Annotated in this window: 23 protein-coding genes, 1 tRNA gene and 3 pseudogenes; 17 read left to right on the forward strand and 10 right to left on the reverse strand. The window is 36.7% G+C overall.

Translation table 11 applies throughout. From position 1 onward, the window contains the following. The first annotated feature begins 3 nt into the window (after positions 1-3). The 5 genes and pseudogenes from DQN49_RS07895 (at position 4) to hybG (ending at position 3,961) form a co-directional block, all read left to right on the forward strand. Entirely contained in the window at positions 4-585 is a 582-nt protein-coding gene (locus tag DQN49_RS07895; RefSeq protein WP_005688458.1) for an aminodeoxychorismate/anthranilate synthase component II, read from the forward strand. Between the two features lie 48 nt (positions 586-633). Further along, on the forward strand, positions 634-1,020 hold the full coding sequence (locus DQN49_RS07900; protein ID WP_006996024.1) for a tautomerase family protein: 387 nt from the start codon (positions 634-636) through the stop codon (positions 1,018-1,020). 52 nt (positions 1,021-1,072) lie between these two features. Next, on the forward strand, positions 1,073-2,074 hold the full coding sequence (gene trpD / locus DQN49_RS07905) for an anthranilate phosphoribosyltransferase (RefSeq protein WP_006996023.1): 1,002 nt from the start codon (positions 1,073-1,075) through the stop codon (positions 2,072-2,074). Between the two features lie 39 nt (positions 2,075-2,113). After that, positions 2,114-3,544: a bifunctional indole-3-glycerol-phosphate synthase TrpC/phosphoribosylanthranilate isomerase TrpF gene (gene trpCF, locus DQN49_RS07910; protein WP_032826321.1), complete on the forward strand. Its 1,431-nt coding sequence runs from the start codon at positions 2,114-2,116 to the stop codon at positions 3,542-3,544. Positions 3,545-3,675: 131 nt separating this feature from the next. Beyond that, positions 3,676-3,961 (forward strand): annotated as a pseudogene (gene hybG, locus DQN49_RS07915) (hydrogenase maturation factor HybG). Positions 3,962-3,995: 34 nt separating this feature from the next. Here the strand turns inward: hybG and valS are convergent. The 7 genes from valS to DQN49_RS07950 all read right to left on the reverse strand — a co-directional run bounded on the left by valS (position 3,996) and on the right by DQN49_RS07950 (position 9,515). Beyond that, positions 3,996-6,860 carry a valine--tRNA ligase gene (gene valS, locus DQN49_RS07920; RefSeq protein WP_006996020.1) on the reverse strand — a complete coding sequence of 955 codons (2,865 nt, stop codon included), beginning with the start codon at positions 6,858-6,860 and terminating at the stop codon, positions 3,996-3,998. Between the two features lie 14 nt (positions 6,861-6,874). Then, on the reverse strand, positions 6,875-7,375 hold the full coding sequence (locus DQN49_RS07925; RefSeq protein ID WP_006996019.1) for a hypothetical protein: 501 nt from the start codon (positions 7,373-7,375) through the stop codon (positions 6,875-6,877). Positions 7,376-7,388: 13 nt separating this feature from the next. Continuing rightward, on the reverse strand, positions 7,389-7,709 hold the full coding sequence (gene yqfB / locus DQN49_RS07930; protein ID WP_006996018.1) for a N(4)-acetylcytidine aminohydrolase: 321 nt from the start codon (positions 7,707-7,709) through the stop codon (positions 7,389-7,391). 221 nt (positions 7,710-7,930) lie between these two features. Then, positions 7,931-8,329 (reverse strand): zeta toxin family protein, encoded by a 399-nt coding sequence (locus DQN49_RS07940; protein WP_006996016.1) that lies wholly within the window; start codon positions 8,327-8,329, stop codon positions 7,931-7,933. Beyond that, on the reverse strand, positions 8,319-8,489 hold the full coding sequence (locus DQN49_RS10245; RefSeq protein ID WP_005693965.1) for a hypothetical protein: 171 nt from the start codon (positions 8,487-8,489) through the stop codon (positions 8,319-8,321). Before DQN49_RS10245 ends, DQN49_RS07940 begins: the two co-directional genes overlap by 11 nt. An 81-nt stretch (positions 8,490-8,570) precedes the next feature. Beyond that, positions 8,571-9,065: a hypothetical protein gene (locus tag DQN49_RS07945; RefSeq protein ID WP_006996015.1), complete on the reverse strand. Its 495-nt coding sequence runs from the start codon at positions 9,063-9,065 to the stop codon at positions 8,571-8,573. 15 nt (positions 9,066-9,080) lie between these two features. Next, the gene (locus tag DQN49_RS07950) at positions 9,081-9,515 is read right to left on the reverse strand and encodes a DNA polymerase III subunit chi (RefSeq protein ID WP_006996014.1); all 435 of its coding nucleotides are present in this window, start codon (positions 9,513-9,515) and stop codon (positions 9,081-9,083) included. A gap of 234 nt (positions 9,516-9,749) precedes the next feature. On the opposite strand from DQN49_RS07950, the gene fumC reads away from it, so the two are divergent. Both fumC and DQN49_RS07960 read left to right on the forward strand, forming a co-directional pair. Next, complete coding sequence (gene fumC / locus DQN49_RS07955; RefSeq protein ID WP_006996013.1) at positions 9,750-11,144, forward strand: class II fumarate hydratase; 1,395 nt, start codon at positions 9,750-9,752, stop codon at positions 11,142-11,144. 127 nt (positions 11,145-11,271) lie between these two features. Then, positions 11,272-11,880 carry a chalcone isomerase family protein gene (locus DQN49_RS07960; protein ID WP_006996012.1) on the forward strand — a complete coding sequence of 203 codons (609 nt, stop codon included), beginning with the start codon at positions 11,272-11,274 and terminating at the stop codon, positions 11,878-11,880. 98 nt (positions 11,881-11,978) lie between these two features. Here the strand turns inward: DQN49_RS07960 and rnm are convergent, their stop codons facing one another. The 3 genes from rnm to DQN49_RS07975 all read right to left on the reverse strand — a co-directional run bounded on the left by rnm (position 11,979) and on the right by DQN49_RS07975 (position 14,118). Beyond that, positions 11,979-12,803, reverse strand: a complete 825-nt coding sequence (gene rnm / locus DQN49_RS07965; protein ID WP_006996011.1) for an RNase RNM — start codon at positions 12,801-12,803, stop codon at positions 11,979-11,981. Then, positions 12,803-13,822 (reverse strand): quinone-dependent dihydroorotate dehydrogenase, encoded by a 1,020-nt coding sequence (pyrD, locus tag DQN49_RS07970; protein WP_006996010.1) that lies wholly within the window; start codon positions 13,820-13,822, stop codon positions 12,803-12,805. The genes rnm and pyrD overlap by 1 nt, the downstream gene beginning before the upstream one ends. Positions 13,823-14,032: 210 nt before the next feature. Beyond that, positions 14,033-14,118, reverse strand: a tRNA-Leu gene (locus DQN49_RS07975). Positions 14,119-14,403: 285 nt separating this feature from the next. Here DQN49_RS07975 and fnr point away from each other — a divergent pair. The 10 genes and pseudogenes from fnr (at position 14,404) to DQN49_RS08020 (ending at position 23,344) form a co-directional block, all read left to right on the forward strand. Continuing rightward, on the forward strand, positions 14,404-15,177 hold the full coding sequence (gene fnr / locus DQN49_RS07980; protein ID WP_006996008.1) for a fumarate/nitrate reduction transcriptional regulator Fnr: 774 nt from the start codon (positions 14,404-14,406) through the stop codon (positions 15,175-15,177). A 121-nt stretch (positions 15,178-15,298) separates the two neighbouring features. Next, positions 15,299-16,228, forward strand: coding sequence for a universal stress protein UspE (gene uspE / locus DQN49_RS07985; protein WP_032826283.1), 930 nt, complete (start codon positions 15,299-15,301; stop codon positions 16,226-16,228). 14 nt (positions 16,229-16,242) lie between these two features. After that, positions 16,243-16,359 (forward strand): annotated as a pseudogene (locus tag DQN49_RS10465) (DUF4198 domain-containing protein); the annotation flags it as partial. A gap of 80 nt (positions 16,360-16,439) precedes the next feature. Beyond that, the gene (locus tag DQN49_RS07990; protein WP_006996006.1) at positions 16,440-16,613 is read left to right on the forward strand and encodes a hypothetical protein; all 174 of its coding nucleotides are present in this window, start codon (positions 16,440-16,442) and stop codon (positions 16,611-16,613) included. A gap of 31 nt (positions 16,614-16,644) precedes the next feature. Next, positions 16,645-17,355, forward strand: a complete 711-nt coding sequence (locus DQN49_RS07995; RefSeq protein ID WP_006996005.1) for a TauD/TfdA family dioxygenase — start codon at positions 16,645-16,647, stop codon at positions 17,353-17,355. 9 nt (positions 17,356-17,364) lie between these two features. Next, complete coding sequence (locus tag DQN49_RS08000) at positions 17,365-18,165, forward strand: sulfite exporter TauE/SafE family protein (RefSeq protein WP_006996004.1); 801 nt, start codon at positions 17,365-17,367, stop codon at positions 18,163-18,165. 120 nt (positions 18,166-18,285) lie between these two features. Then, positions 18,286-19,037, forward strand: a pseudogene (locus DQN49_RS08005) (SDR family oxidoreductase). 16 nt (positions 19,038-19,053) lie between these two features. After that, a complete protein-coding gene (trpB, locus tag DQN49_RS08010) occupies positions 19,054-20,250 on the forward strand; it encodes a tryptophan synthase subunit beta (protein ID WP_006996002.1) in 1,197 nt (398 codons plus the stop codon). Continuing rightward, positions 20,250-21,059 carry a tryptophan synthase subunit alpha gene (gene trpA, locus DQN49_RS08015; RefSeq protein ID WP_006996001.1) on the forward strand — a complete coding sequence of 270 codons (810 nt, stop codon included), beginning with the start codon at positions 20,250-20,252 and terminating at the stop codon, positions 21,057-21,059. Before trpB ends, trpA begins: the two co-directional genes overlap by 1 nt. A gap of 224 nt (positions 21,060-21,283) precedes the next feature. Continuing rightward, a complete protein-coding gene (locus tag DQN49_RS08020; RefSeq protein WP_006996000.1) occupies positions 21,284-23,344 on the forward strand; it encodes an N-6 DNA methylase in 2,061 nt (686 codons plus the stop codon). Positions 23,345-23,350 lie beyond the last annotated feature (6 nt).

Raw genomic sequence — 23,350 nt, forward strand, 5'->3', positions numbered from 1 at the left:
ATTATGGCTAATATTTTATTTTTAGATAACTTCGATTCCTTCACTTACAATCTTGTGGATCAATTTCGTGTATTAGGTCACAACGTCACAATTTATCGTAATGACTGCGATTTAGAAAAACTGGTAGAAACCGCACTCAATACACCTGATACCATTCTTGCACTTTCTCCAGGGCCAGGAACACCATCAGAAGCGGGGATTTTACTGCCATTGATCGAACGCTTAAAAAATCAAGTACCGATTATTGGAATTTGTTTAGGTCATCAAGCGTTGATTCAAGCCTTTGGCGGTAAGGTTGTTCACGCTGGCGAAGTGTTGCATGGTAAAGTTTCTCGTATATCCCATGATAACGAAGCGATGTTTAAAGATCTTGCTAATCCAATGCCTGTGGCGCGTTATCATTCTTTAATGGGACAAGATTTACCAAAAGAATTTATCGTCAATGCGGAATATAATGGCATTATCATGGCAATTCGTCATCGTGATTTACCCATTTGCGCATTCCAATTTCACCCTGAAAGTATTTTAACTGTGCAAGGTTCGCAATTATTACAACAATCAATTGAATGGTTGTTAAATAGATAAGACATCAAAAAGTGCGGTAATTTTTAACTGCACTTTAAAGGAGAAAAAATGATCACTGTATTCGGACTTAAATCCAAACTTTCACCACGTCGTGAACAACTCGCGGAAGTAATTTATAATAGTCTTCATCTCGGATTAGACATTCCAAAAGGCAAGCATGCGATTCGCTTTTTGTGTTTAGAAAAAGAAGATTTTTACTACCCTTTTGATCGTAGTGATGATTACACGGTCATCGAAATTAATCTAATGGCTGGTCGTATGGAAGGCACGAAAAAACGCTTGATAAAAATGCTATTTAGCGAATTAGAGTACAAACTTGGCATTCGAGCTCACGATGTGGAAATTACGATTAAAGAACAACCTGCGCATTGCTGGGGTTTCCGCGGAATGACTGGCGATGAAGCGCGCGATTTAGATTACGATATTTATGTTTAATAAAATATGGAAAATTAACAAATCCACATACAAAGAAAAACAGGAATAGACTATGCAACACAACCAATTATTAGAACAACTTTATAGCGGACATTCACTTTCAACCTCAGAAAGCACCGCTCTTTTTAATGCAGTCATCCAAGGTGAGCTTTCCAATGAACAAATTGCTGCGATGCTTATTGCTTTAAAAGTGCGGGAAGCAAATACTGAGGAAATTTCGGGTGCCGTTGCCGCCTCATTACAAAATGCCAAAGCATTTCCATATCCAAATTATCCTTTTGCGGATATTGTAGGAACAGGAGGCAATGGTCAAAACACCATTAATATTTCCACTACCAGTGCGATTGTTGCGGCATCAATGGGAGCAAAAATAGCAAAACATGGCAATCGTAGCGTGTCGAGTAAATCAGGTGCTAGCGATGTGCTTACCGCACTTGGCGTTAATGTGAACGTCACACCAGAGCAAGCTCGACAAGCGTTAGATGAAATTGGTGTCTGTTTTTTATTTGCTCAACAATATCATTCTGGTTTCCGTCATGTTGCGCCAGTCCGTGCCACTTTAAAAACGCGCACTATCTTTAATATTTTAGGGCCGCTTATCAATCCTGCTCGCCCAACTTATCATTTACTTGGCGTATATGCGCCTGAATTAGTAAAAACCTATGCTGAAACCGCAGTTGCCTTAGAACATCAACATTCCTTTGTTGTACATGGTTCTGGCTTAGATGAAGTCGCATTGCATGGCGAAACACAAGTGGCAGAAATTAAAAATGGCAAAATTGAATATTTCACTTTAACACCTGAAGATTTTGGCTTAAAAGCGCAATCCCTCGAAAGCCTTCGCGGTGGTGAACCACAAGAAAATGCCCAAATGCTCACCGCACTTTTACAAGGTAAAGGCAAAGCTGAACACGCAAATGCTGTAGCGGCAAACACGGCATTATTATTGAAATTATTTGGTCATGATGACTTAAAACAAAATGTGCAAAATGTATTGGCGCATCTTGCATCAGGTAAAGCCTTTGAAACATTGCAGGAATTAACTACATATTAATAAAAGCTAATTTGATACGCCACAATAAGAAGAAAAATGATGATCACTCAAGATTTTACTAAACCTATTGATTCCGCTACGGTGCTACAAAAAATTGTGCTTGATAAAGCGCAATGGGTTAAAGCAAAGGAAACTGAATTTCCCCTTTCTCAGTTTAAACAAAACATTCAAAAATCTGACCGCTCTTTTTATGCAGCATTAGCAAAAGGCACGCATCAAAAGCCCGCCTATATTTTGGAATGTAAAAAAGCCTCCCCTTCCAAGGGATTAATTCGTGCTGAATTTAATTTGGAAGAAATCGCCAATGTCTATAAACATTATGCCTATGCTATATCTGTGCTGACAGATGAAAAATACTTCCAAGGCAATTTTAAGTTCTTGCCTTTAGTTCGCGGTATCGTGAGCCAACCTGTGCTTTGCAAAGATTTTATGATTAGCGAATATCAAGTTTATCTTGCTCGCTACTATCAAGCGGATGCGATTTTATTAATGCTTTCCGTGGTAAATGATGAAACTTATCGTGTACTGGCAGATCTTGCACATTCTCTTGGTATGGGTGTATTGACAGAAACCAGCAATGAAGAAGAATTTGAACGCGCCCTTGCGCTTGGTGCGAAAATTATTGGTGTCAATAATCGTAACTTGCACGATTTAAGCGTGGATTTAAATCGTGTTGTTGAACTCACTGAAAAATACGCCGACCGTATCCCTGCCGATATACGTATTATTAGCGAATCAGGCATTTACAATCACAACCAAATGCGTCAATTACAAAAAGTGGCGCATGGTTTCTTAATTGGGAGCAGCTTAATGGGCAACCAAGATTTGAATAATGCGGTGCGTGAAGTGATTTTTGGAGAAAATAAAGTATGCGGTTTAACGCGCGCGCAAGATGTCAAAATCGTTTACGAAAACGGTGCACTTTACGGCGGATTAATCTTCGCAGAACATTCAAAACGTTGTGTGAGTTTACGCCAAGCGCAAGAATTAGTAACCGCTGCGCCACTTCGATTTGTTGGTGTATTTCAGAATCAAGGCATTGATTTCATCGTCAAAATAGCAAGCCAATTGCAGCTTTATGCGGTGCAATTACATGGTGCAGAAAATGAAGTATTTATTACCGCACTTCGTCAGCAACTAGCAGAAAATACACAAATCTGGAAAGCTATTTCTGTCAATACTGAAGCCCAAAGTGTGATCGATTTTATCGATGATTTGAATGTGGATCGTTATATTTTTGACAGCCAAACAGCGAATCAACAAGGTGGCACGGGAAAAACTTTTGATTGGTCATTAATTCCTGAACATCTTAAACACAAGATTATTTTAGCTGGAGGCATCTCACCAAATAATGTAGAACAAGCCATTCAACAAAACTGCTTAGGTTTGGATCTTAATTCTGGAGTAGAAAGTGCTACGGGCGTAAAAGATGAAGAAAAAATGCGGTTAGTTTTTAATAATATTTATTAATTTTAATAACATAGAAATCACTAAATAATCTGAAATGAGCAACTGTTGGATCCAGATCGTAATAATTTATTCTACGTAATAGTAAAATAAATCTATATTTCAGCCTAAATGCCAATAGGAGTAAAAATATTATGTGTTTAGGCGTTCCAGGTCAAATTATCAAAATTGATGCAAATTATCTTCAACTTGCCACAGTAGATGTATGTAGCGTACAACGTGAAGTAAATATTTCACTAGTCTGCACGGGAAATCCAGCCGATTTACTTGGCAAATGGGTTCTCGTTCATGTGGGCTTTGCAATGAGTGTTATTGATGAAGATGAAGCTAAGAAAAGCTAAGAAAACCCAAGAGGCTCTGCTCGCAATGAGCCAACTTGAACACGAAGTTGGAGATTTTTTAGGATTAAATCAAAAATAAAAAAGTAGGCATAATGCCTACTTTTTATATTTAGCTATAACCCCTCAATCGCTTTATACTGCTCTTGGATTTTCTCTAATCCAGATTGGTATTCGGCTTGTTTTTCGCGTTCTTTAGCGATAACCGCTTCCGGGGCTTTGGCGACGAAGGCTTCGTTGCTGAGTTTGCTTTCAATGCGTTTAACTTCGTTTTGATATTTTTCAATCTCTTTAGTTAAACGGGCAAGCTCTGCTTCTTTATTGATAAAGCCAGCCATTGGCACAAGCAATTCAGCATTACCAACGAGTTTCGCTACGGCAAGCGGTGCGACTTCGTTTGCCACTAACACTTGAACCTTGTCTAATTTCGCCATTGCTTTTAAAAGAGCGGTCTGTTTTTCGAGAATTTTTGCGTTTTCTGCACTTAAATTACGGAATAACAGATCTAAGCCTTTGCTTGGTGCGATATTGCTTTCTGCACGGATATTACGCACCGCAACGATCACTTCTTTTAACCATTCAATTTCACCTTCTGCTTCTGGATCAAAGCCGTTTTCTTCCACTTTCGGGAAAGGTTGTAACATAATGCTGTCAGCCGTAATGCTCACAAATCCTTTCACTTTTTGCCAAATTTCTTCGGTAATAAATGGAATAAGTGGGTGTGCTAAACGTAATAATTTTTCTAACACATGAACCAAGGTTTGGCTTGCCGCACGGATTTGTGCTGCATTGCCGTTTGCGAATACTGGTTTAGTCAATTCTAAATACCAGTCACAGAATTGGTTCCAAGTAAATTCATAAATCGCATTGGCACAAAGATCAAAGCGATATTGGCTTAATGAGTTACGGAAGGTTTCCACTGTGCGATTAAATTCCGATTGAATCCAACGATCCGCTAATGAGAACTCAATCTCGCCTTCGCTTAAATCTAATTTGTCATTTGTTAAGACGAAACGGCTTGCATTCCACAATTTGTTACAGAAGTTACGGTAACCTTCCAAACGTTTCATATCCCAGTTGATATCACGACCGTTTGAAGCCAATGCAGCTAATGTGAAACGCAACGCATCTGTACCGTGAGCCGCAATACCTTCAGCAAATTCTTTGCGGGTCGCTTTAGCAATTTTCTCTGCTAATTGTGGCTGCATCATGTTGCCAGTGCGTTTTTCAAGTAAATCTTCAAGGCTGATGCCGTCAATCATATCGATTGGATCAAGCACGTTACCTTTCGATTTTGACATTTTTTGACCTTGTTCATCACGGATCAAGCCTGTTACGTACACGGTTTTGAATGGCACTTGTGGTCTGCCATTTTCATCTTTCACAAAGTGCATCGTAAACATAATCATACGCGCAACCCAGAAGAAGATGATGTCAAAGCCCGTAATTAAGACATCCGTTGGGTGGAACATTTTGAGCTCTTTAGTTTGCTCTGGCCAGCCTAAAGTCGAGAACGTCCACAAGCCTGATGAGAACCACGTGTCTAATACGTCTTCATCTTGTTTGAGTTCAACCGTAGAATCTAAGCTATATTTTGACCGCACTTCTTCTTCGTTACGCGCAACATACACATTGCCTTCCACGTCATACCACGCAGGAATACGGTGTCCCCACCAAAGTTGGCGAGAAATACACCAATCTTGAATATCACGCATCCAAGAGAAATAAAGATTTTCATATTGTTTTGGCACGAATTGAATTTCGCCGTCTTCTACTGCTTTGATTGCTACATCAGCAAGCGGTTTCACGCTAACATACCATTGATCCGTTAGCATCGGCTCAATCGGCACACCACCACGGTCGCCATAAGGCACTTTCAAATCGTGTGGTTTAATTTCGTCTAATAAACCCAATCCTTCAAAATCTGCCACGATTTTTTTACGTGCAGCGAAACGCTCTAAACCACGGTAATCAGCAGGAATCATCGCTTCATATCCTGCAAGTGGTTTGCCATCAGTACCGATAATTTCCGCTTCATCACGAATATCTGCGTTCAGTGTCAATACATTTACCATTGGTAAGTTATGGCGTTTACCCACTTCGTAGTCGTTGAAGTCATGCGCTGGGGTAATTTTTACCACACCAGTACCGAATTCACGATCTACATATTCATCCGCAATAATCGGAATTTCACGGTTTGCCAACGGCAGAACCACGGTTTTACCGATTAAAGATTGATAACGCTCATCTTCTGTATGCACCGCAACCGCCGTATCGCCCAACATAGTTTCTGGACGCGTAGTGGCAACCACTAAATAATCTTTACCATCTGCCGTTTTTGCACCATTTGCTAATGGGTAACGGAAATGCCAAAGGGAACCTTTGCTCTCTTTGTTTTCTACTTCTAAATCAGAAATCGCGGTGTGAAGTTTTGGATCCCAGTTTACCAAACGTTTACCACGGTAAATCAAACCTTCTTCGTGCAAACGAACAAACACTTCTTTTACCGCGTTAGATAAACCATCGTCCATAGTGAAACGCTCACGTTCCCAGTCGATTGAGTTACCTAAACGGCACATTTGTTGGCTAATTGTGCCACCCGAATAAGCTTTCCAATCCCAAATCTTATTGATGAACGCTTCACGGCCATAATCGTGGCGGGTTTTACCTTCTTCTGCCGCAATTTTACGCTCCACCACCATTTGGGTTGCGATACCCGCGTGGTCTGTCCCCGCTTGCCATAAGGTGTTATGCCCTTCCATACGGTTAAAACGGATTAAGGTATCCATTAAGGTTTGTTGGAAAGCATGCCCCATGTGTAGAGAACCTGTTACGTTCGGCGGCGGAATTGCAATGCAATAGCTCGGCGCATTTTCATTTTCAGACGGTTTAAAATAACCACTCTCTTCCCAATGTTGATAAAGGGCTTGCTCTACCGCAGACGGATTAAAACGGTCTGCCATTTCGAATTTTTGTGTCATTTATTTTTTCTCTGTCAGTAAGGTAGTTTTTGTTGCAATAAAGTTCTTCTCTCTCTGATCTCTCTGCATATATTTGAATTAGTACCATGTGGATAATTACAGCTGTTGTTAGAATATTCTCTATCCCATTTTTCAAGCTCTTTACTAAGATTTGTAACACCTTTAATTAACTTAAGTTCGTTTTCAAGTGAAATAACATTATTATTTAATATTTTGATCGAATCAAAAATTTGAGATTGCTTATTTTCGTATAAACTAGATTTAGCATCTAATTTAGATATATTTTTATTTATAGAATCAACATCCTTAAGATAAGAATTTATCTTCGTCTTAATATCAACCAATCCATTATTGACTTCTAACTCCAACTTATCTATCGGCGTTTTAACTTCCCAACCTAGATTATCAAATAATTGACCAATAATACTATTAGGCTTAACTATTCCAAAAAAAGATACTGCACAAAATATTAATAATATAAAGTTAAGTTTAGATAAAAGTGATGATTTGCACATTTAATAGTCTCTCTTACATAGTAAATAACAAGTGAAAGTTAATCATAAAAAACTCACTTTCATTTGGATAAATTGCTTTAATCACTTCTAGCAATTCTGCCAAACACATATTCTCCTGCTTGGCATGTTGTTCCGTTAGCTCATCAGGGGTAATCGGCGACACGCTTAACACTTCAATGGTGCAAAAATATTGATTATCCTCAAAGCGCCCAACACGCAAAATATCGCCAGCTTTAAAATGGCTTTCGGATTTATCTCGAATGGTGATAGTTTTACGCCCAGCGAGAATGTCGGCTTCAAAACGTTGGTAAAAAGTGATGTCGTTTGGTTGCATTTTGATCCTTAAAGAGCGGTTATATTTTAGAAAATTTTTTCAAATCCTAGCTTTCTTAAATTATTCAATATTTTTTCACACCAACTTGGTAAAAATTCACTAAATTGAGTAATGCAGTTATTTTTTAGCTGAAAAATCAATTCGGGTGTAATGCCTGAATTATCATAAATAAAAATTTCATCACAATATGACAAAACAAGAAATAAATTATCTAAACTTATTTAATAACGATATTTTACAATATCTTCAGCAATAAAATGACCACCACTTTTTACTCTTGCCTTAATCCGTGCAAGATTTATTTCAATGCGATTAATACCAATATAATTTAAATGTACATAGAAACCATTTTCTTTAGCGTTCTTTATTCTCTGAATAATTGAATTGCCCGAAAGCGTTGATTCCATAGAAAAATCAATATGTAGCTTAATAGCAAAACGAAATAGCCCTATCGCTTTTCTGCCTGCATCAATATCAGCAAGTCTTGGATTTTGAGGATTAATCTGCATCGCAATATGATCAGAATCAATCACAATTTGCACAGCATCTTGGTTAAAAGAACGTAAAGTACTTTTTCCCGAATCATTTGTTCCACAATAAAAAATCGCTTTATTTTGCATAACCCACAATTTTTTCCGAACCATCTGGATAATGCTCGACTATCTTGCCATCAGTTTTTTGAAAGATAACCACCTCGTGATTCATTTTCTCTTTCATCCAAACTGAAAATAACGCTTTAAGTTGTTTCTGTTGTTGAATAATTTTCTCACGTTCAGTCATCAATTATCCTCTTTAGCTAATTTAACCAAATTCATTTTTAACTCACAGAATAATACTTAAATTTTAGAAAGTTTTATAAAACTATCTCAATTCTTTCTTTAAACGATCAATTTCATTTAATAAGCGATATTCTTCTTGATGGCAAAAACTCTCAGAACCGAGTTTCTCTCCCTCGCTAGTACAACGAACTTGCTGATATTGTTGTTCTAGTATTTGTAATATTTTTCGTTTTTCTGTATTTGGATCATTTGCCTGCTTTATTTTAGCTGGAGCTGACAATACCTTAGATGAAACTTGAGCTTCTTGCGTTTTTTGTTGAGTAGTCATCTCTACCGTTTTTTCAGCTTCAACCATTTTATCTTGTTCAACAGCTTCAGATTTCTGATCTACAACAGAAGTTTTTTCTTTATTTTCCTCTAAAAGAACTGTTTCTTTTTTAACATTCTGTTCTGCTGCTTGTTTAGTTTCTTCAGCTTTAGGGGTTGCTTCAACTTTATTTTCTTGTTTCTCACAAGCTGAAATCATCAATACAGCTGTTCCCAATAATAAACTTAAGCAAAATTTGGTTTTCTTCATAATTACTCCATTCTGTTATGCTATATTTTCTGTAGAAAGTGCCCATCCCAATGCTCTTAACTGTTTGTAACGTTCTCGAGCTTGTGTTTTTAAAGCATCATCTTTCGGTACAAAATCAATAAGTTGGGTGAAGCTATGGCTAAAATCTGGGATTTCTTGTTGCAAATTGATTAACACATCACGGCGTTGTAAATTTCGTTTTCCAAGCCATGAAATCTCAATCGGTGTGGGATATTGTGTTGCCTCACCCGATAAATTATGTGGAACAAATTCATTAGGATCTCGTTGCCACAAAAGTTCATCAATTTCTAATGCTTGGCTCTCACTTTCGCAACTAATTAGTACTTTTTTCCCAGAGCGCCATATTGAAGCAGCAAGATTACAGGCTATTTCTTCGACAGTTAAAGTACAATTTTCCGTAAGAATATAAAATTGTGCAGTTTTTGCCATTTTAGCCCCGTTATTTTCTCAATCTTGCCCTATAAAAAGGGTAGAATTTTAACGAAAAAACCCTAAAAAATAAATAATTAAATATATATTATTACAAATGCGTGAAAATCCACCGCACTTTTATGATCTATGTCACAAAACTGATTTTTAACGTTTTTGTTACGTTCCACTCATAACTCGGAAGTGTTAAAATCACTTGCGTTTTAATTTTCATTCAATTCATAGGAGTACAGAATGGCATTTCGTATTGAAAAAGACACAATGGGTGAAGTTCAAGTTCCAGCAGATAAATACTGGGCTGCACAAACTGAACGTTCACGCAATAACTTTAAAATTGGTTCAGCCGCATCAATGCCACATGAAATTATCGAAGCTTTTGGTTATTTGAAAAAAGCAGCCGCATTTGCTAATCATGATTTAGGTGTATTACCTCTTGAAAAACGTGATTTAATTGCACAGGCTTGTGACGAAATTTTAGCAAATAAATTGGATGATCAATTCCCACTTGTTATTTGGCAAACTGGTTCTGGCACACAATCCAATATGAATGTGAATGAAGTGGTTGCCAATCGTGCACATGTGTTAAACGGTGGAAAATTAGGCGAAAAATCAATCATTCATCCAAATGACGATGTGAACAAATCACAATCTTCAAATGATACTTTCCCAACGGCAATGCACATTGCGGCATATAAAAAAGTAGTTGAGCACACCATTCCTTGTGTTGAACGTTTACAAAAAACTTTTGCGGCAAAATCTGAAGCCTTCAAAAACGTGGTAAAAATTGGCCGCACTCACTTAATGGATGCAACGCCACTCACATTAGGTCAAGAATTTTCGGCTTATGCTGCTCAATTAGATTTCGGCTTAAAAGGATTAAAAAATACTCTTCCGCATTTAAGCCAACTAGCATTGGGTGGTACAGCTGTTGGTACAGGTTTGAACACGCCGAAAGGCTATGATGTGAAAGTGGCAGATTACATTGCAAAATTCACCGCACTTCCGTTTGTCACAGCAGATAATAAATTTGAAGCATTAGCCGCTCATGATGCGATTGTTGAAACTCACGGTGCATTACGTCAATTAGCAATGAGTTTATTTAAAATTGCGAACGATATTCGTCTATTAGCATCAGGCCCTCGTTCGGGAATTGGCGAAATTTTAATTCCTGAAAATGAACCTGGTTCTTCAATTATGCCGGGTAAAGTAAACCCAACTCAATGCGAAGCAATGACAATGGTCTGCGCACAAGTATTTGGTAATGACACTACAATCGCATTTGTGGGTTCACAAGGTCACTTCCAATTAAATGTGTTCAACCCTGTGATGATTGCCAACTTCTTACAATCTGCTCAATTATTGGGCGATGCTTGCGTATCTTTCGATGAACACTGTGCAGTGGGTATTGAGCCAAACTATCCACGCATTAAACAACAACTTGAAAATTCATTGATGCTGGTGACCGCACTTAATACGCATATCGGTTATGAAAATGCCGCTAAAATTGCCAAAACCGCACACAAAAATGGCACCACATTACGTGAAGAAGCGATTAATTTAGGTTTAGTGTCTGCCGAAGATTTTGATAAATGGGTTCGCCCAGAAGATATGGTGGGTAGCCTAAAATAATTCACCGCACAAATTAACATCAGTAATATTAAAGGCGAGTAAAATTACTCGCCTTTTTACTCGTTTCTCATTTGTTTTTTGATGCGGTTTGTTATAATCAACACAATTTTATTCACGGCAATTTATTATGAAAATGAAATCCCTTTTTGTGGCAATGATAACGTTTTTTTCTACCGCACCTTTTGCTGATTGGCAACCCATCGGAAATGCCGAATACACTTGGGGGCCGTTCCATGTTTATACCATTGGTTTGTTTTCTGAAACTGGCACTTATCAAGAAAATGAACGTCCATTAATGCTCTCTTTCAAATATGAAAAACCCATTGAAGGAAAAAATTTTGCGATTACGCTCATTAAAGAAATCGAAACCTTAAAACTTAATGATGGCGATACTCAAAGCTGGCTTAAAGAAATGCAAGCGACCTTTCCTGATTTTTCCCCAAACGATATTTTGAACTATATTGCCTTACCAGATAGAGGCTACTTCGTCTTAAATGATACAGTTTTAGAACACGATTTTGATGCTAAATTTAATCAGGCATTTATCGGTATCTGGCTTGCGCCAAATAGTACTTTTGTAAAACTTCAGCCACAATTATTAGGCAAAACGAAAAGCAATCATGAAGCGACAGAGTTTTATCTCAAACCTGAAATTGAATCCTTTGATGAACAAGATTCTACACCTGAATTACCGCCAAATTATTTATTAGATAGTCAGAAAAAATCTCAAGGATAAATTCAGTTTTTTATATTTTGCACCATAAAAAATACCTGTTTCCGAATAAATTATTATCAAGGAAACAGGTATTTATTATTTGAACATTCTCTATCTGACTAAAATTTTTCCCAAACTGGGATAACGCTATCAACTAAATCTAAATTTTTTCCCAATTCAACCCAACCACAAGGGAAATGAAAATCTGAACCAACGGATCCCAACAGATCAAATTCTTTTGCCCAACGAGCAAGCATTTGACGCTGATCTTTTGTTTGACCACAATCCGCCATTTCCATGCCATCACCGCCCCAAGCCTTAAAATCGACTATCAGCTTACGCACCCATTTCCCCGTCATGTTATAACGTAATGGATGCGCAATAATAGCTATACCGCCTGCGGCATGGATTGTCTCAATCGCCGTGGGAATATCAGCCCATTCAGCTTTAACAAATGCCGATTTTCCTTGCCCTAAATAGCGTTTAAAAGCCTGACCATCATTAGATACCTTACCAATCTGCACCAAATAACGTGCGTAATGCGCACGCGTAACTTCACCATCAGCTAAAGCTTTCGCACCTTCATAAGCATTAAGAATTCCTGCTTTTTCTAATTTATCGCCAATTTCCACCGCTCTTTTTTCCCGTAATGCTTTTTGACTTTGCAAAAGTGCGGTCATTTTTGGATGAGTTTTATCGAAGTTTAATCCTACAATATGGATCCCTCGCCCTTCCCAATTTGTCGAGATTTCTACTCCAGTAATCAATTCAATGCCTACTTCTTTCGCTGCAATCTCAGCTTCATCAATACCCGCAATCGTATCGTGATCGCATAATGCCAGCACGTTCACGCCTTGCGCATAAGCACGATGCACTAATTCCGTTGGACTCAACACTCCATCTGATGCGGTGCTGTGGCAATGTAAATCGTATTTTTTTGTCATTATGTAATATTTTTTACTAATTCTTTTACTAATTTTGGACCGTGATAAATCAATCCTGAATAAACTTGTAACAACTCTGCGCCAGCCTCAATTTTCTCTTGCGCATTTTGCAAACCATCAATGCCACCACTACCAATAATCGGAATCTGACCTTTCAGTTCTTGATGTAATCGCTTAATAATCTCTGTGCTTTTATGCTGCAACGGCTTTCCACTTAATCCGCCTTGCTGTTCGGCATTTTTCATCCCCATAACCGTATCACGAGAAATTGTAGTATTCGTTGCAATAACGCCATCCATTTTATGACGAACCAATGTATCCGCAATTTGTACTAATTCACTTTCCGTTAAATCTGGTGCAATTTTTACCGCAATCGGCACATATTTATTGTATTGGTTTGCCAAAATAGCCTGACGATCCTTGATGCTTCGCAATAAATCATCGAAATAATCACCATATTGTAATTGACGCAAATCTGGTGTATTGGGAGATGAAATATTCACCGTAATATAACCTGCGTAGTTATAGGCTTTGTTCAAACAGAAAATATAATCATCTTTGCCTTGTTCCAAAGGTGTGAATTTATTCTTACCAATATTGATGCCTATCACACCTTTATAACGGGCGTTTTTCACATTTTCTATAAGATAGTCAATACCATTATTATTAAAACCATTACGGTTAATAATGCCTTCAGCTTCAATCAAACGAAACTGACGTGGCTTTGCATTCCCATCTTGTGCAACGGGCGTGACTGTTCCCAGTTCTAAAAAACCAAAACCCAATGCACCAAAGCCGTCAATCGCATCGCCATTTTTATCCGCTCCTGCCGCCAATCCAATGGGATTAGGAAAATTCACACCCATTACCGTTTTCGGAAAGCCTTTGGGAGCATGAATAAGAGATTTTAAGATCGGTTGAAATAAAGGATTACCAGCTAATTTCAAGCATTGAATCGTGAAATTATGAGCCTTTTCAGCATCCATTTGGAAAATGCCGTGACGGAATAATTGATACATACTCGTTTATCTCTCAGGATAGTTTACTGTAAGAAAAGTGCGGTTAATTTTCACCGCACTTTACAAGGTAAGGTTGCTCGTATTCCACGAGGAAGAAAGATGATGTGCAAATAATAAAGAAATAATTAATGGAAAATATTGTAAAATTAAGCTCTACACGATCATTAATACATTTTAATTATGTATAAAAAACGGCTAGTTTTATTTTTATGGTGCCTAGGGTCGGACTCGAACCGACACGTTTATTCAACGGCGGATTTTGAATCCGCTGCGTCTACCAATTTCGCCACCCAGGCTTAATGGGGTTGAATTATACGTATATATAAGAATGTGACAAGCAAAATTTATTAGAAATAATCCATTTGTTTTAAAAATAAGCAACAATTTTCTGTTTTCTAAAAATATCGCCAAACAAATGCAATAATTAAAATGCACAACATAATTAAAATTTGAGCTAAACGTTTTTTTGTTAATTTTTCAGCTGCCATCATAATGCTTTACTCTTCTTAATCTGACTAATTAGTGGTAGAATATTTGCGTTAGATCAATTTTACACTATTTTTTCAATATTTGAGGCGTACATGAAAAATTTCGTTGCAGAAGCTAAATCAGGGCGCAAAATTCAATCAGGCGGTTGTGCGATTCATTGTCAGGATTGCAGTATTAGTCAGCTTTGTATTCCTTTTACCTTAAATGAACAAGAATTAGATCAGCTTGATAATATCATAGAGAGAAAAAAACCGATTCAAAAGTCTCAAGTATTGTTTAAAGCAGGAGATTCTCTCAATTCAATTTATGCTATTCGTTCTGGCACAATAAAAAGCTATACGATTAGTGAATCTGGCGAAGAACAAATTACTTCATTTCATTTGCCCGGTGACCTAGTTGGTTTTGATGCCATTACTCAAATGCAACACCCTAGTTTTGCGCAAGCTCTAGAAACGGCTATGGTATGTGAAATTCCTTTTGATATTTTAGATGATTTGGCAGGAAAAATGCCAAAACTACGCCAGCAAATTTTACGTTTGATGAGCAGTGAAATTAAAAGTGATCAAGAGATGATTTTATTGCTATCTAAAATGAATGCAGAAGAACGTTTGGCTGCTTTTATTCATAATCTTTCTAAACGCTATTCTGCTCGAGGTTTTTCAGCAAAAGAATTTCGTTTAACAATGACACGTGGCGATATTGGTAATTATCTAGGTTTAACAGTAGAAACCATCAGCCGCTTATTAGGCCGCTTTCAAAAACTCGGCGTGATTAGCGTACAAGGCAAATATATTACAATCAATGATTTAAATGGTTTAATTGAATTAACTGGTACGAATAAAACAAAAATTACATTAGTTAAATAAATTTAAGGCGTGAATATCACGCCTTTTTGTGCTTGATAAAAATAAATTTATCCAAATTAATCTTGTACCTTGCCATTTTTGCTATTCTTTTTTATCCTATGCCTCAATTTTGGAGGCTATTATGAAATTTAAAAATATTCTCGTTGTACTTAATCCCAGTGATGAAAAACAGTACGCCCTAGCTCGTGCAGTGCGTTTAGTTGAAGAACAAAAAAATGAAACTAAGGTAAAAATCACCGCACTTTTATCAGTCTATGATTTATCTTATGAAATGTCAGCTTTACTTTCTTCCGAAGAACGTTCAGAAATGCATCAACAAGTAATTGAAAAATACCGCCATGCGGTTCAATATTACTTAGATAAATATGCAAATCCAGAAATTGAATTACAATCTCATATTGTGTGGAATAGCAATGAAGCTGATGCAATTAACGAAGAAGTAGAAAATAATAATTACGATCTAGTCGTAAAATATACCAAAGACGAAGAAAAACTGACGTCTCTTATCTTTACTCCCATTGATTGGCAACTTCTTCGTAAATGCCCTATTCCTGTCTTAATGGTTCGTGATGGCGATTGGAAACATCAACGCCGTATTCTTGTGGCGGTGAATGTTTCTGGAGAGCAAGAATATCAAGATGAATTTAATCAAGAGCTGGTAGAAACAGGTATTTCACTCGCGGAAAATCTAAATCGTGGTAATGTCCATTTGGTGGCAGCCTACCCTTCCGCGCCAATCAATATGGCGATTGATTTACCTGAATTTAATACTTCAGGTTATGAAAACGGTATTCGAGGTCAGCATCTTATTAATATGAAAGCTTTACGCCAAAAATTTGGAATTGATGAAGATCATACTCACGTACGCGAAGGTTTTCCAGAGGAAGTTATTCCTGAAGTTGCGAAAGAGATTGAAGCTGAATTAGTGATTTTAGGTACAGTTGGTCGCACTGGTTTATCTGCTGCCTTATTAGGTAATACTGCAGAACATGTGATTAGTAAATTAAGTTGTAATTTATTAGGTATTAAACCATCTAAAAAAGACGATTAAAAACAGCCCTATACTACCCTTACATAGAAAAAATTCCTGAAGCGCGTTTAAAAATTTTTACGCCAATGGAAATTATTCATCAAGATGGTGAAAAACAAACCTTAGTTCAAAAAAGTGAAAACTATAAATATATGATTTATGTTTCAAATGAAGTATTATTTTAAATGTAACAATTTTGTTACATTTAATACATAAAAAATAAAAGGATCTTATGCAAACTAACAATGAACTTTATCAACTTGCATTAGGCAATGTTGAATCAAATGGTTTAGTATCAAAAAATCAATCAGATGCACAAAAACTTCGTTCTATCGGATATGTTGTATCTAAAATTGATATAGAACCCTGGTTTACCACCTACCCCAACATTAACTGGATTTGTTGAAAATAAAGCAATTGAACTTTCAGCTTTTAATTTGGTTAGTTATTGTTTATCACTTGGGGTTTATCCTGTTGTTTATGAAGGTGAAAATGAAGGTAAATTATTACGTCATGTTGTTCCTAAGCAAGGTTTAGAAAATCAGATTATCTCTTATGGTTCTAATGAAACATTTTTCCCTCATGTTGATAATCCCGATTTACGATTACGAGAAGAAGATATGTTTAATGACGTTCCAACTTATATTCCAGATACATTAACCCTATTATGCTTAAAGCAACAAGAAGGTGTTGCAACTAGTATATTATTACTTAGTGATGTTCTTAAGGATTTAGCAGAAGAAGAAAAATCTCTATTAGAAGAAAGTAAATTTATCATTAAGCGTCCTGCTTCTTTTGCTGGAGAGGCTGAAGTTCGTGATGTTCCTTTACTTATGAAATGTAAAGATGGTTCTTATATTTCTAGATTTGATTATCACAATATAGATACAGAAAGTCCTAAACATAAGGTAGTACTAGAGAAATTCAAAAAAAGTGCTATTGATCAAGATAAATGGATTTCTTTGTATTTGAAACCTGGTGAGATAGTAACATTTGATAACCAGAAAACATTACATACAAGAAATGGATTCAAGGCAAAATTTGATGGGAATGACCGATGGTTAATTAGACTATTTGGTACCTATGATAAACCTCTCAAAGAATATTTTGTATCATCTGAATGTAATCATCATTTAAGAACTAAGTAAGGACAAAAAGTGGAAAATTTATTTATCGATAATAGTATTATTGCTAACTATTTTATTCTTGGTATTTGTTTATTAGTAATAGCCTCTTTTGTAGCAGGTTATATTGATTCTATTGCTGGAGGTGCAGGCTTAATTTTAATTCCTGCATTCTTAATAGTTGGTCTTCCACCACAATTAGCATTAGGTCAAGAAAAACTAGTTAGTACTATTGGCACAATCGCTGCTATTAAAAACTTTATGCAAAGCAAATCTATAGTTTGGAAAATTATTCCCATAGGGATTGTTTCTGCATTATTAGGTGCCTACATTGGAGCAGAAGTTATTTTAATGCTGCCAACACATGTTATTAACTATATTATTTTTGCATTTTTACCTTTGGGTTTAGCTACCACTTTATTTAAAGGAAAATTGCTCAAGCAAGAAAATCAAGAGCAAGAAATTAAAAACTCAGCACTATCTGTTTTTATTACCTGTTTAATTGTTGGTTTTTATGACGGTTTCTTTGGGCCTGGTACAGGAAGTATTTTTATTATTGCGTTATTCTTAATCAATAAATTAAGTCTATTGCGTGCTTCTGCGACCTCCAAAATTTTTAATTTTTCCTCTAACATTGGTGCATTTGTATCTTTTGCTATTGCAGGTAAAATGGCATTTTTAATAGGTATTCCAATGATTATTGCCAACCTTGCAGGGAACCATGTTGGTAGTAAACATGCAATTCACAGTAATGGTAAAATTATCAAAAAAGTGTTGGTAATTACCGTAGGCTTATTGATGTGTACTTTGGGGTACAAAGCCTTATTCGCTTAATAAAAAAAGGGATTGAATACGTCTTAACAAGCGAGATTCAATCTCTTTTGTTTTTTCAACCTTACATCATTTTTTAAACTGTACTATCTTAGTCGTGCATATAAATATAGGAGAAACGAAATGAAAACCGCATTAGTAACAGGGCAACCGCAGGCTTCGGCTTAGCCATTTGTAAATTACTGATTGCTTCGGGCTATAAAGTGATTGGCACGGGCAGACGTGCAGTTCGATTAGCAGAAACCCATTCACAATTGGGCAATCATTTTCTACCACTTGCCTTTGATATTCGTGATGAACAAGCCACAATTAACGCTCTAAATACCCTTCCTGAAGGTTGGCAAGCGGTCGATTTATTGGTGAATAATGCAGGTTTAGCGTTGGGATTAGAGCCAGCACATAAAGCGGATTTACAAGATTGGTATCAGATGATCGATACCAACATCAAAGGCTTGGTCACTATCACTCGCCTTGTGTTGCCTGATATGATTGCTCGTAATCACGGGCACATTATTAATTTGAGTTCGATTGCGGGAAATTACCCTTACGCTGGCAGCAATGTATATGGCGGAACCAAAGCCTTTGTGACACAATTTAGCTTAAATTTGCGAGCAGATCTTGCAGGCACTAAAATCCGTGTCAGTAATGTTGAACCCGGATTATGTGGCGGTACGGAATTTTCTAATGTGCGTTTTCACGGCGATGATGAAAAAGCCGCAAAAGTGTATGAAAATGTGCAATCGGTTCAGCCTGAAGATATTGCGAATATTGTATTATGGCTTCATCAACAGCCTGAACACGTAAACATTAATCGTATTGAAGTAATGCCAACCGCACAATCTTTTGCGGGAATGAGCGTTTCAAAAGAAAAATAAAATCATAGGAAAAAATATGTCAGACACACTTCTTAACCCTTATTTTGGCGAATTTGGCGGAATGTATGTGCCAGAAATTTTAGTGCCTGTTTTAAAGCAATTAGAACAAGCCTTTGTGGAAGCTCAAAATGATCCTACATTCCAAGCAGAATTTGCTGATTTACTCAAAAATTATGCGGGCAGACCGACCGCACTTACTCTTTGTCGCAACCTAACAAAAGGTACTAAAGCGAAAATCTATCTTAAACGTGAAGATTTATTACACGGTGGTGCGCACAAAACCAATCAAGTGTTAGGGCAAATTTTACTGGCTAAACGTATGGGCAAAACACGTATTATTGCCGAAACAGGTGCAGGTCAGCATGGTGTTGCGACAGCCCTTGCTTGTGCTATGTTAGATATGCCATGCCGTATTTATATGGGCGCAAAAGATGTTGAGCGTCAATCGCCGAATGTATTTCGTATGCGTCTAATGGGCGCAGAGGTAATTCCTGTACAAAAAGGCTCTTGCTCTTTAAAAGACGCTTGTTGTGAGGCTATGCGTGATTGGTCAGCAAACTACGAAACTACCCATTATTTACTTGGAACCGCAGCAGGTCCGCATCCCTTCCCTACGATTGTGAGAGAATTTCAAAAAATGATTGGGATTGAGACTAAACGTCAAATTCTCGAACGAGAAGGTCGTTTACCTGATGCAGTGATTGCTGCGGTTGGCGGTGGTTCTAACGCAATTGGCATGTTTACTGATTTTATTGATGAACCAAATGTTCGTTTAATTGGTGTTGAACCTGCGGGGAAAGGTATTGAAAGCGGTGAACATGGCGCACCATTAGGTCATGCAAAAGTTGGCATTTATTTCGGGATGAAATCCCCTTTAATGCAAACCGAAGATGGTCAAGTAGAGGAATCCTACTCTGTTTCAGCTGGGTTAGACTTCCCTTCTGTTGGGCCTCAACATGCTTATTTACAAAGTATTGGACGTGCAGAATATCCAAGTATTACTGATGATGAAGCATTGAATGCTTTCCAAGAGTTAGCTAAACATGAAGGCATTATTCCTGCATTAGAAAGCTCACACGCTCTTGCTCAAGCCTTAAAAATGATTCATCAAGAACCTAACAAAGAACAAATTTTAGTCGTGAATTTATCTGGACGTGGCGATAAAGATATTTTCACCGTAAATAAAATTTTGACAGAAAAAGGAATAAAATAATGAGCCGTTTTGAAACTCAATTTGCTGCGCTTAAAGCAAAAAGTGAAGGATCATTTGTTCCTTTCGTTACCTTATGTGACCCTACTTTTGACCGCTCTTTTGAGATTATTTGTACGCTTGTAGATAGCGGCGCAGATACTTTAGAGCTTGGTTTTCCTTTTTCCGATCCGTTACTCGATGGCCCCGTGATCCAAGCGGCGAATAATCGCGCTTTAACTGCGGGACATAGCACTGAAGATAGCTTTAAGTTATTAGAAAAAGTGCGGTCAAAATATCCAGAGATTCCGATTAGCTTATTACTTTGTGCCAATTTAATTTTTGCCAAAGCTTTAGATGCTTTTTATCAACGCTGTGCAGAAGTAGGTGTTGATGCTGTGCTTGTAGCAGATATTCCGTTACTCGCAAAAGAAGATTATGTGCAAGCAGCTAAAAAACACGGCATTCAACCCGTCTTTATTTGCCCGCCAAATGCGGACGAGAAAACTATTCAAGGCGTAGCGAAAAATAGCGAAGGCTATACCTATTTAGTCTCACGTGCAGGCGTAACCAGTGCTGAAAATCAAGCTCACGCAGCAAATTTAGATACCCTTATAGAACAACTTAAAGCCCACAATGCCCCGCCAATTTTACAAGGCTTCGGCATTGCACAGCCTGCACAAGTTAAAGAAGCCTTAGCTTTGGGGGTGGCTGGTGCGATTTCAGGTTCGGCAACGGTGAAAATAATTGAGCGAAATTTAGATAATCAAGCGAAATTGCTCGAAGAACTTGGTGCGTTTGTAAGAGAAATGAAACAAGCAACCAAAGGCTAAATTAAGTAAAGAAAAACAAACGGTTAAATTTTCTGATTTTGTTGAAAAATCAAGGAAATTTAACCGTTTTTTATTTATAATTTCAAAATTTTATTGACATTCATAAATTAAGGACGAAAAAATGGCACTGCACAAACTTAACGTTAATTGCAAGCAAAAAATTGTAAATTTTTCAAAAAATCTCACTGCTTTCACTTCTATATTAAATAAATGCGGAGGCTTAAATGGCTAAGTCTCCGTCAAAAATTCAATCGGTTGAACCGAACATTGCTAATTTAGCAAACGGCTGGTTAGCCTCGTATAAACTCAACTATAAATTAGAGCAAGAACAATTAAATACGGAAATTGATAAAGCTTTAGATGCTTACTTCAGCAAAAATGGAGGTGTTGGCGGAAATCGCCCTGATGCAAAATTATTATTGCGTTCAAATATTACTCAAAAAGATTACCCTATTCTTATTGAATATAAAGGTTATAAAGATAAATTAGCCAAACTAGATGCGGATGGCAATGTTGAAAATCGTTCGGCTAAGAATGAACCTATATTTAAAAATATCAATGGATATGCAGTAAATGGTGCCGTGCATTATGCCAATGCATTATTACATCATACAAGTTATACCGATATTATTGCGATTGGTATGACGGGTTATAAAGAATCTCATACAGATAAGCTGTGCTATGAAATTGGCGTATATTATGTATCTAAAGCAAATTTAGGTATTGGGCAAAAAATAGGGAAGTTTTCAGATTTATCATTTTTAGCTCCAGAGCATTTTGAAGATTTTATTACACAAGTAAATAATCTTTCTTTATCTCACAATGAATTAGAAAGAATAAAAGCTAAACGTGAAAATGAAATAGATGCTAGTTTGACAAAACTAAATAATGATATTTATCAGAATGAATCTGGATTAGGAGAGAATGATAGGGTTTATTTAGTTGCAGCATCTATTATGGCAACTTTAGGTGTCCAAGGTAAGGTTTCTCCGCTTGAAAAAGAAGATTTAAAATCTAAAACAGAAGAAGGGGAAAGAGATGGTGATATTCTAATCAGAAAAATAAATGCTTTTTTATCAGCTAAAAATTTACCTCAGGAAAAGAAAAACTTAATTATTCGAACATTATCAAATACTGTTTTGACAGAGAATATCAACAAAGTTGTTGATGGAGAAAGTCAATTAAAACGAGTATTTATAAAAATTGTTGATGATTTGGGTATTTATTACAAAATTGGCTTAACTACCGATTTTACAGGAAAATTATTTAATGAAATGTATTCTTGGCTTGGATTTAGTCAAGATAAATTAAATGATGTTGTTTTGACACCGTCTTATGTTGCAACGCTTTTAGCTAAATTAGCTCGTGTAAATAAAGATTCTTATGTGTGGGATTTTGCAACGGGGTCGGCAGGTTTACTTGTTGCGGCAATGAATGAGATGCTAATTGATGCTAAAAACAGCATTACATCTCGAGATGAATTACGTCAAAAAGAAGCTCATATCAAAGCCCATCAATTATTAGGTGTTGAGATCTTATCTAGCGTATATATGTTAGCCATTTTAAATATGATCTTAATGGGAGATGGTAGCTCAAATGTATTAAATAAAAACTCATTATCTGACTTTGAAGGAAAAGGATTTGAAGATAAAGCATTTCCAGCGGATGCCTTTATTCTGAACCCTCCTTATTCTAAAGAAGGTAACGGTATGATCTTTGTTGAAAAAGCCTTGAATATGATGAACAAAGGTTATGCAGCGGTTATTATTCAAGATTCCGCTGGAACAGGTAAAGCAAAAGAAATTAATCAACGTATTCTGCAAAAACATTCTTTGATTGCAAGTATAAAAATGCCAGCTGATATATTTATTGGTAAGTCTAGCGTGCAAACAGCAATTTATGTGTTTAAAGTTGGCGAAAAACATGAAGAAAAACAACTGGTAAAATTTATCGATTTTACAAATGACGGTTACAAACGCTCAAGCCGTAAAAAAGCGAAAGCCAGTACAAATTTACGTAATGTTGATCATGCAACAGAACGTTATCAGGAGTTAGTTGATTTAGTGAAATTTGGTAAAGGAGAATTAAATCACTTTACTGAAAATGAATATATTGAAGATAAAATCTCGGTATCAGGCGATAATGCTGGTTGCGATTGGAATTTCACTCAACACAAAAAAATTGATACTAAACCTACCCTTGCTGATTTTAAGAAAACCGTTGCCGATTATTTAGCGTGGGAAGTTTCACAATTATTAAAAAAGGAAAGTGAACAGGGAAAGTAATAAACC

Source organism: Haemophilus aegyptius, from assembly GCF_900475885.1.
Classification (GTDB): domain Bacteria; phylum Pseudomonadota; class Gammaproteobacteria; order Enterobacterales; family Pasteurellaceae; genus Haemophilus; species Haemophilus influenzae.

Coding starts and splice junctions, on each gene's coding strand:
- DQN49_RS07895 (WP_005688458.1), top strand. CDS start 4: ATGGCTAATATTTTATTTTTAGATAACTTCGATTCCTTCACTTACAAT.
- DQN49_RS07900 (WP_006996024.1), top strand. CDS start 634: ATGATCACTGTATTCGGACTTAAATCCAAACTTTCACCACGTCGTGAA.
- trpD (WP_006996023.1), top strand. CDS start 1,073: ATGCAACACAACCAATTATTAGAACAACTTTATAGCGGACATTCACTT.
- trpCF (WP_032826321.1), top strand. CDS start 2,114: ATGATCACTCAAGATTTTACTAAACCTATTGATTCCGCTACGGTGCTA.
- valS (WP_006996020.1), bottom strand. CDS start 6,860: ATGACACAAAAATTCGAAATGGCAGACCGTTTTAATCCGTCTGCGGTA.
- DQN49_RS07925 (WP_006996019.1), bottom strand. CDS start 7,375: ATGTGCAAATCATCACTTTTATCTAAACTTAACTTTATATTATTAATA.
- yqfB (WP_006996018.1), bottom strand. CDS start 7,709: ATGCAACCAAACGACATCACTTTTTACCAACGTTTTGAAGCCGACATT.
- DQN49_RS07940 (WP_006996016.1), bottom strand. CDS start 8,329: ATGCAAAATAAAGCGATTTTTTATTGTGGAACAAATGATTCGGGAAAA.
- DQN49_RS10245 (WP_005693965.1), bottom strand. CDS start 8,489: ATGACTGAACGTGAGAAAATTATTCAACAACAGAAACAACTTAAAGCG.
- DQN49_RS07945 (WP_006996015.1), bottom strand. CDS start 9,065: ATGAAGAAAACCAAATTTTGCTTAAGTTTATTATTGGGAACAGCTGTA.
- DQN49_RS07950 (WP_006996014.1), bottom strand. CDS start 9,515: ATGGCAAAAACTGCACAATTTTATATTCTTACGGAAAATTGTACTTTA.
- fumC (WP_006996013.1), top strand. CDS start 9,750: ATGGCATTTCGTATTGAAAAAGACACAATGGGTGAAGTTCAAGTTCCA.
- DQN49_RS07960 (WP_006996012.1), top strand. CDS start 11,272: ATGAAAATGAAATCCCTTTTTGTGGCAATGATAACGTTTTTTTCTACC.
- rnm (WP_006996011.1), bottom strand. CDS start 12,803: ATGACAAAAAAATACGATTTACATTGCCACAGCACCGCATCAGATGGA.
- pyrD (WP_006996010.1), bottom strand. CDS start 13,822: ATGTATCAATTATTCCGTCACGGCATTTTCCAAATGGATGCTGAAAAG.
- fnr (WP_006996008.1), top strand. CDS start 14,404: ATGAAAAATTTCGTTGCAGAAGCTAAATCAGGGCGCAAAATTCAATCA.
- uspE (WP_032826283.1), top strand. CDS start 15,299: ATGAAATTTAAAAATATTCTCGTTGTACTTAATCCCAGTGATGAAAAA.
- DQN49_RS07990 (WP_006996006.1), top strand. CDS start 16,440: ATGCAAACTAACAATGAACTTTATCAACTTGCATTAGGCAATGTTGAA.
- trpB (WP_006996002.1), top strand. CDS start 19,054: ATGTCAGACACACTTCTTAACCCTTATTTTGGCGAATTTGGCGGAATG.
- trpA (WP_006996001.1), top strand. CDS start 20,250: ATGAGCCGTTTTGAAACTCAATTTGCTGCGCTTAAAGCAAAAAGTGAA.
- DQN49_RS08020 (WP_006996000.1), top strand. CDS start 21,284: ATGGCTAAGTCTCCGTCAAAAATTCAATCGGTTGAACCGAACATTGCT.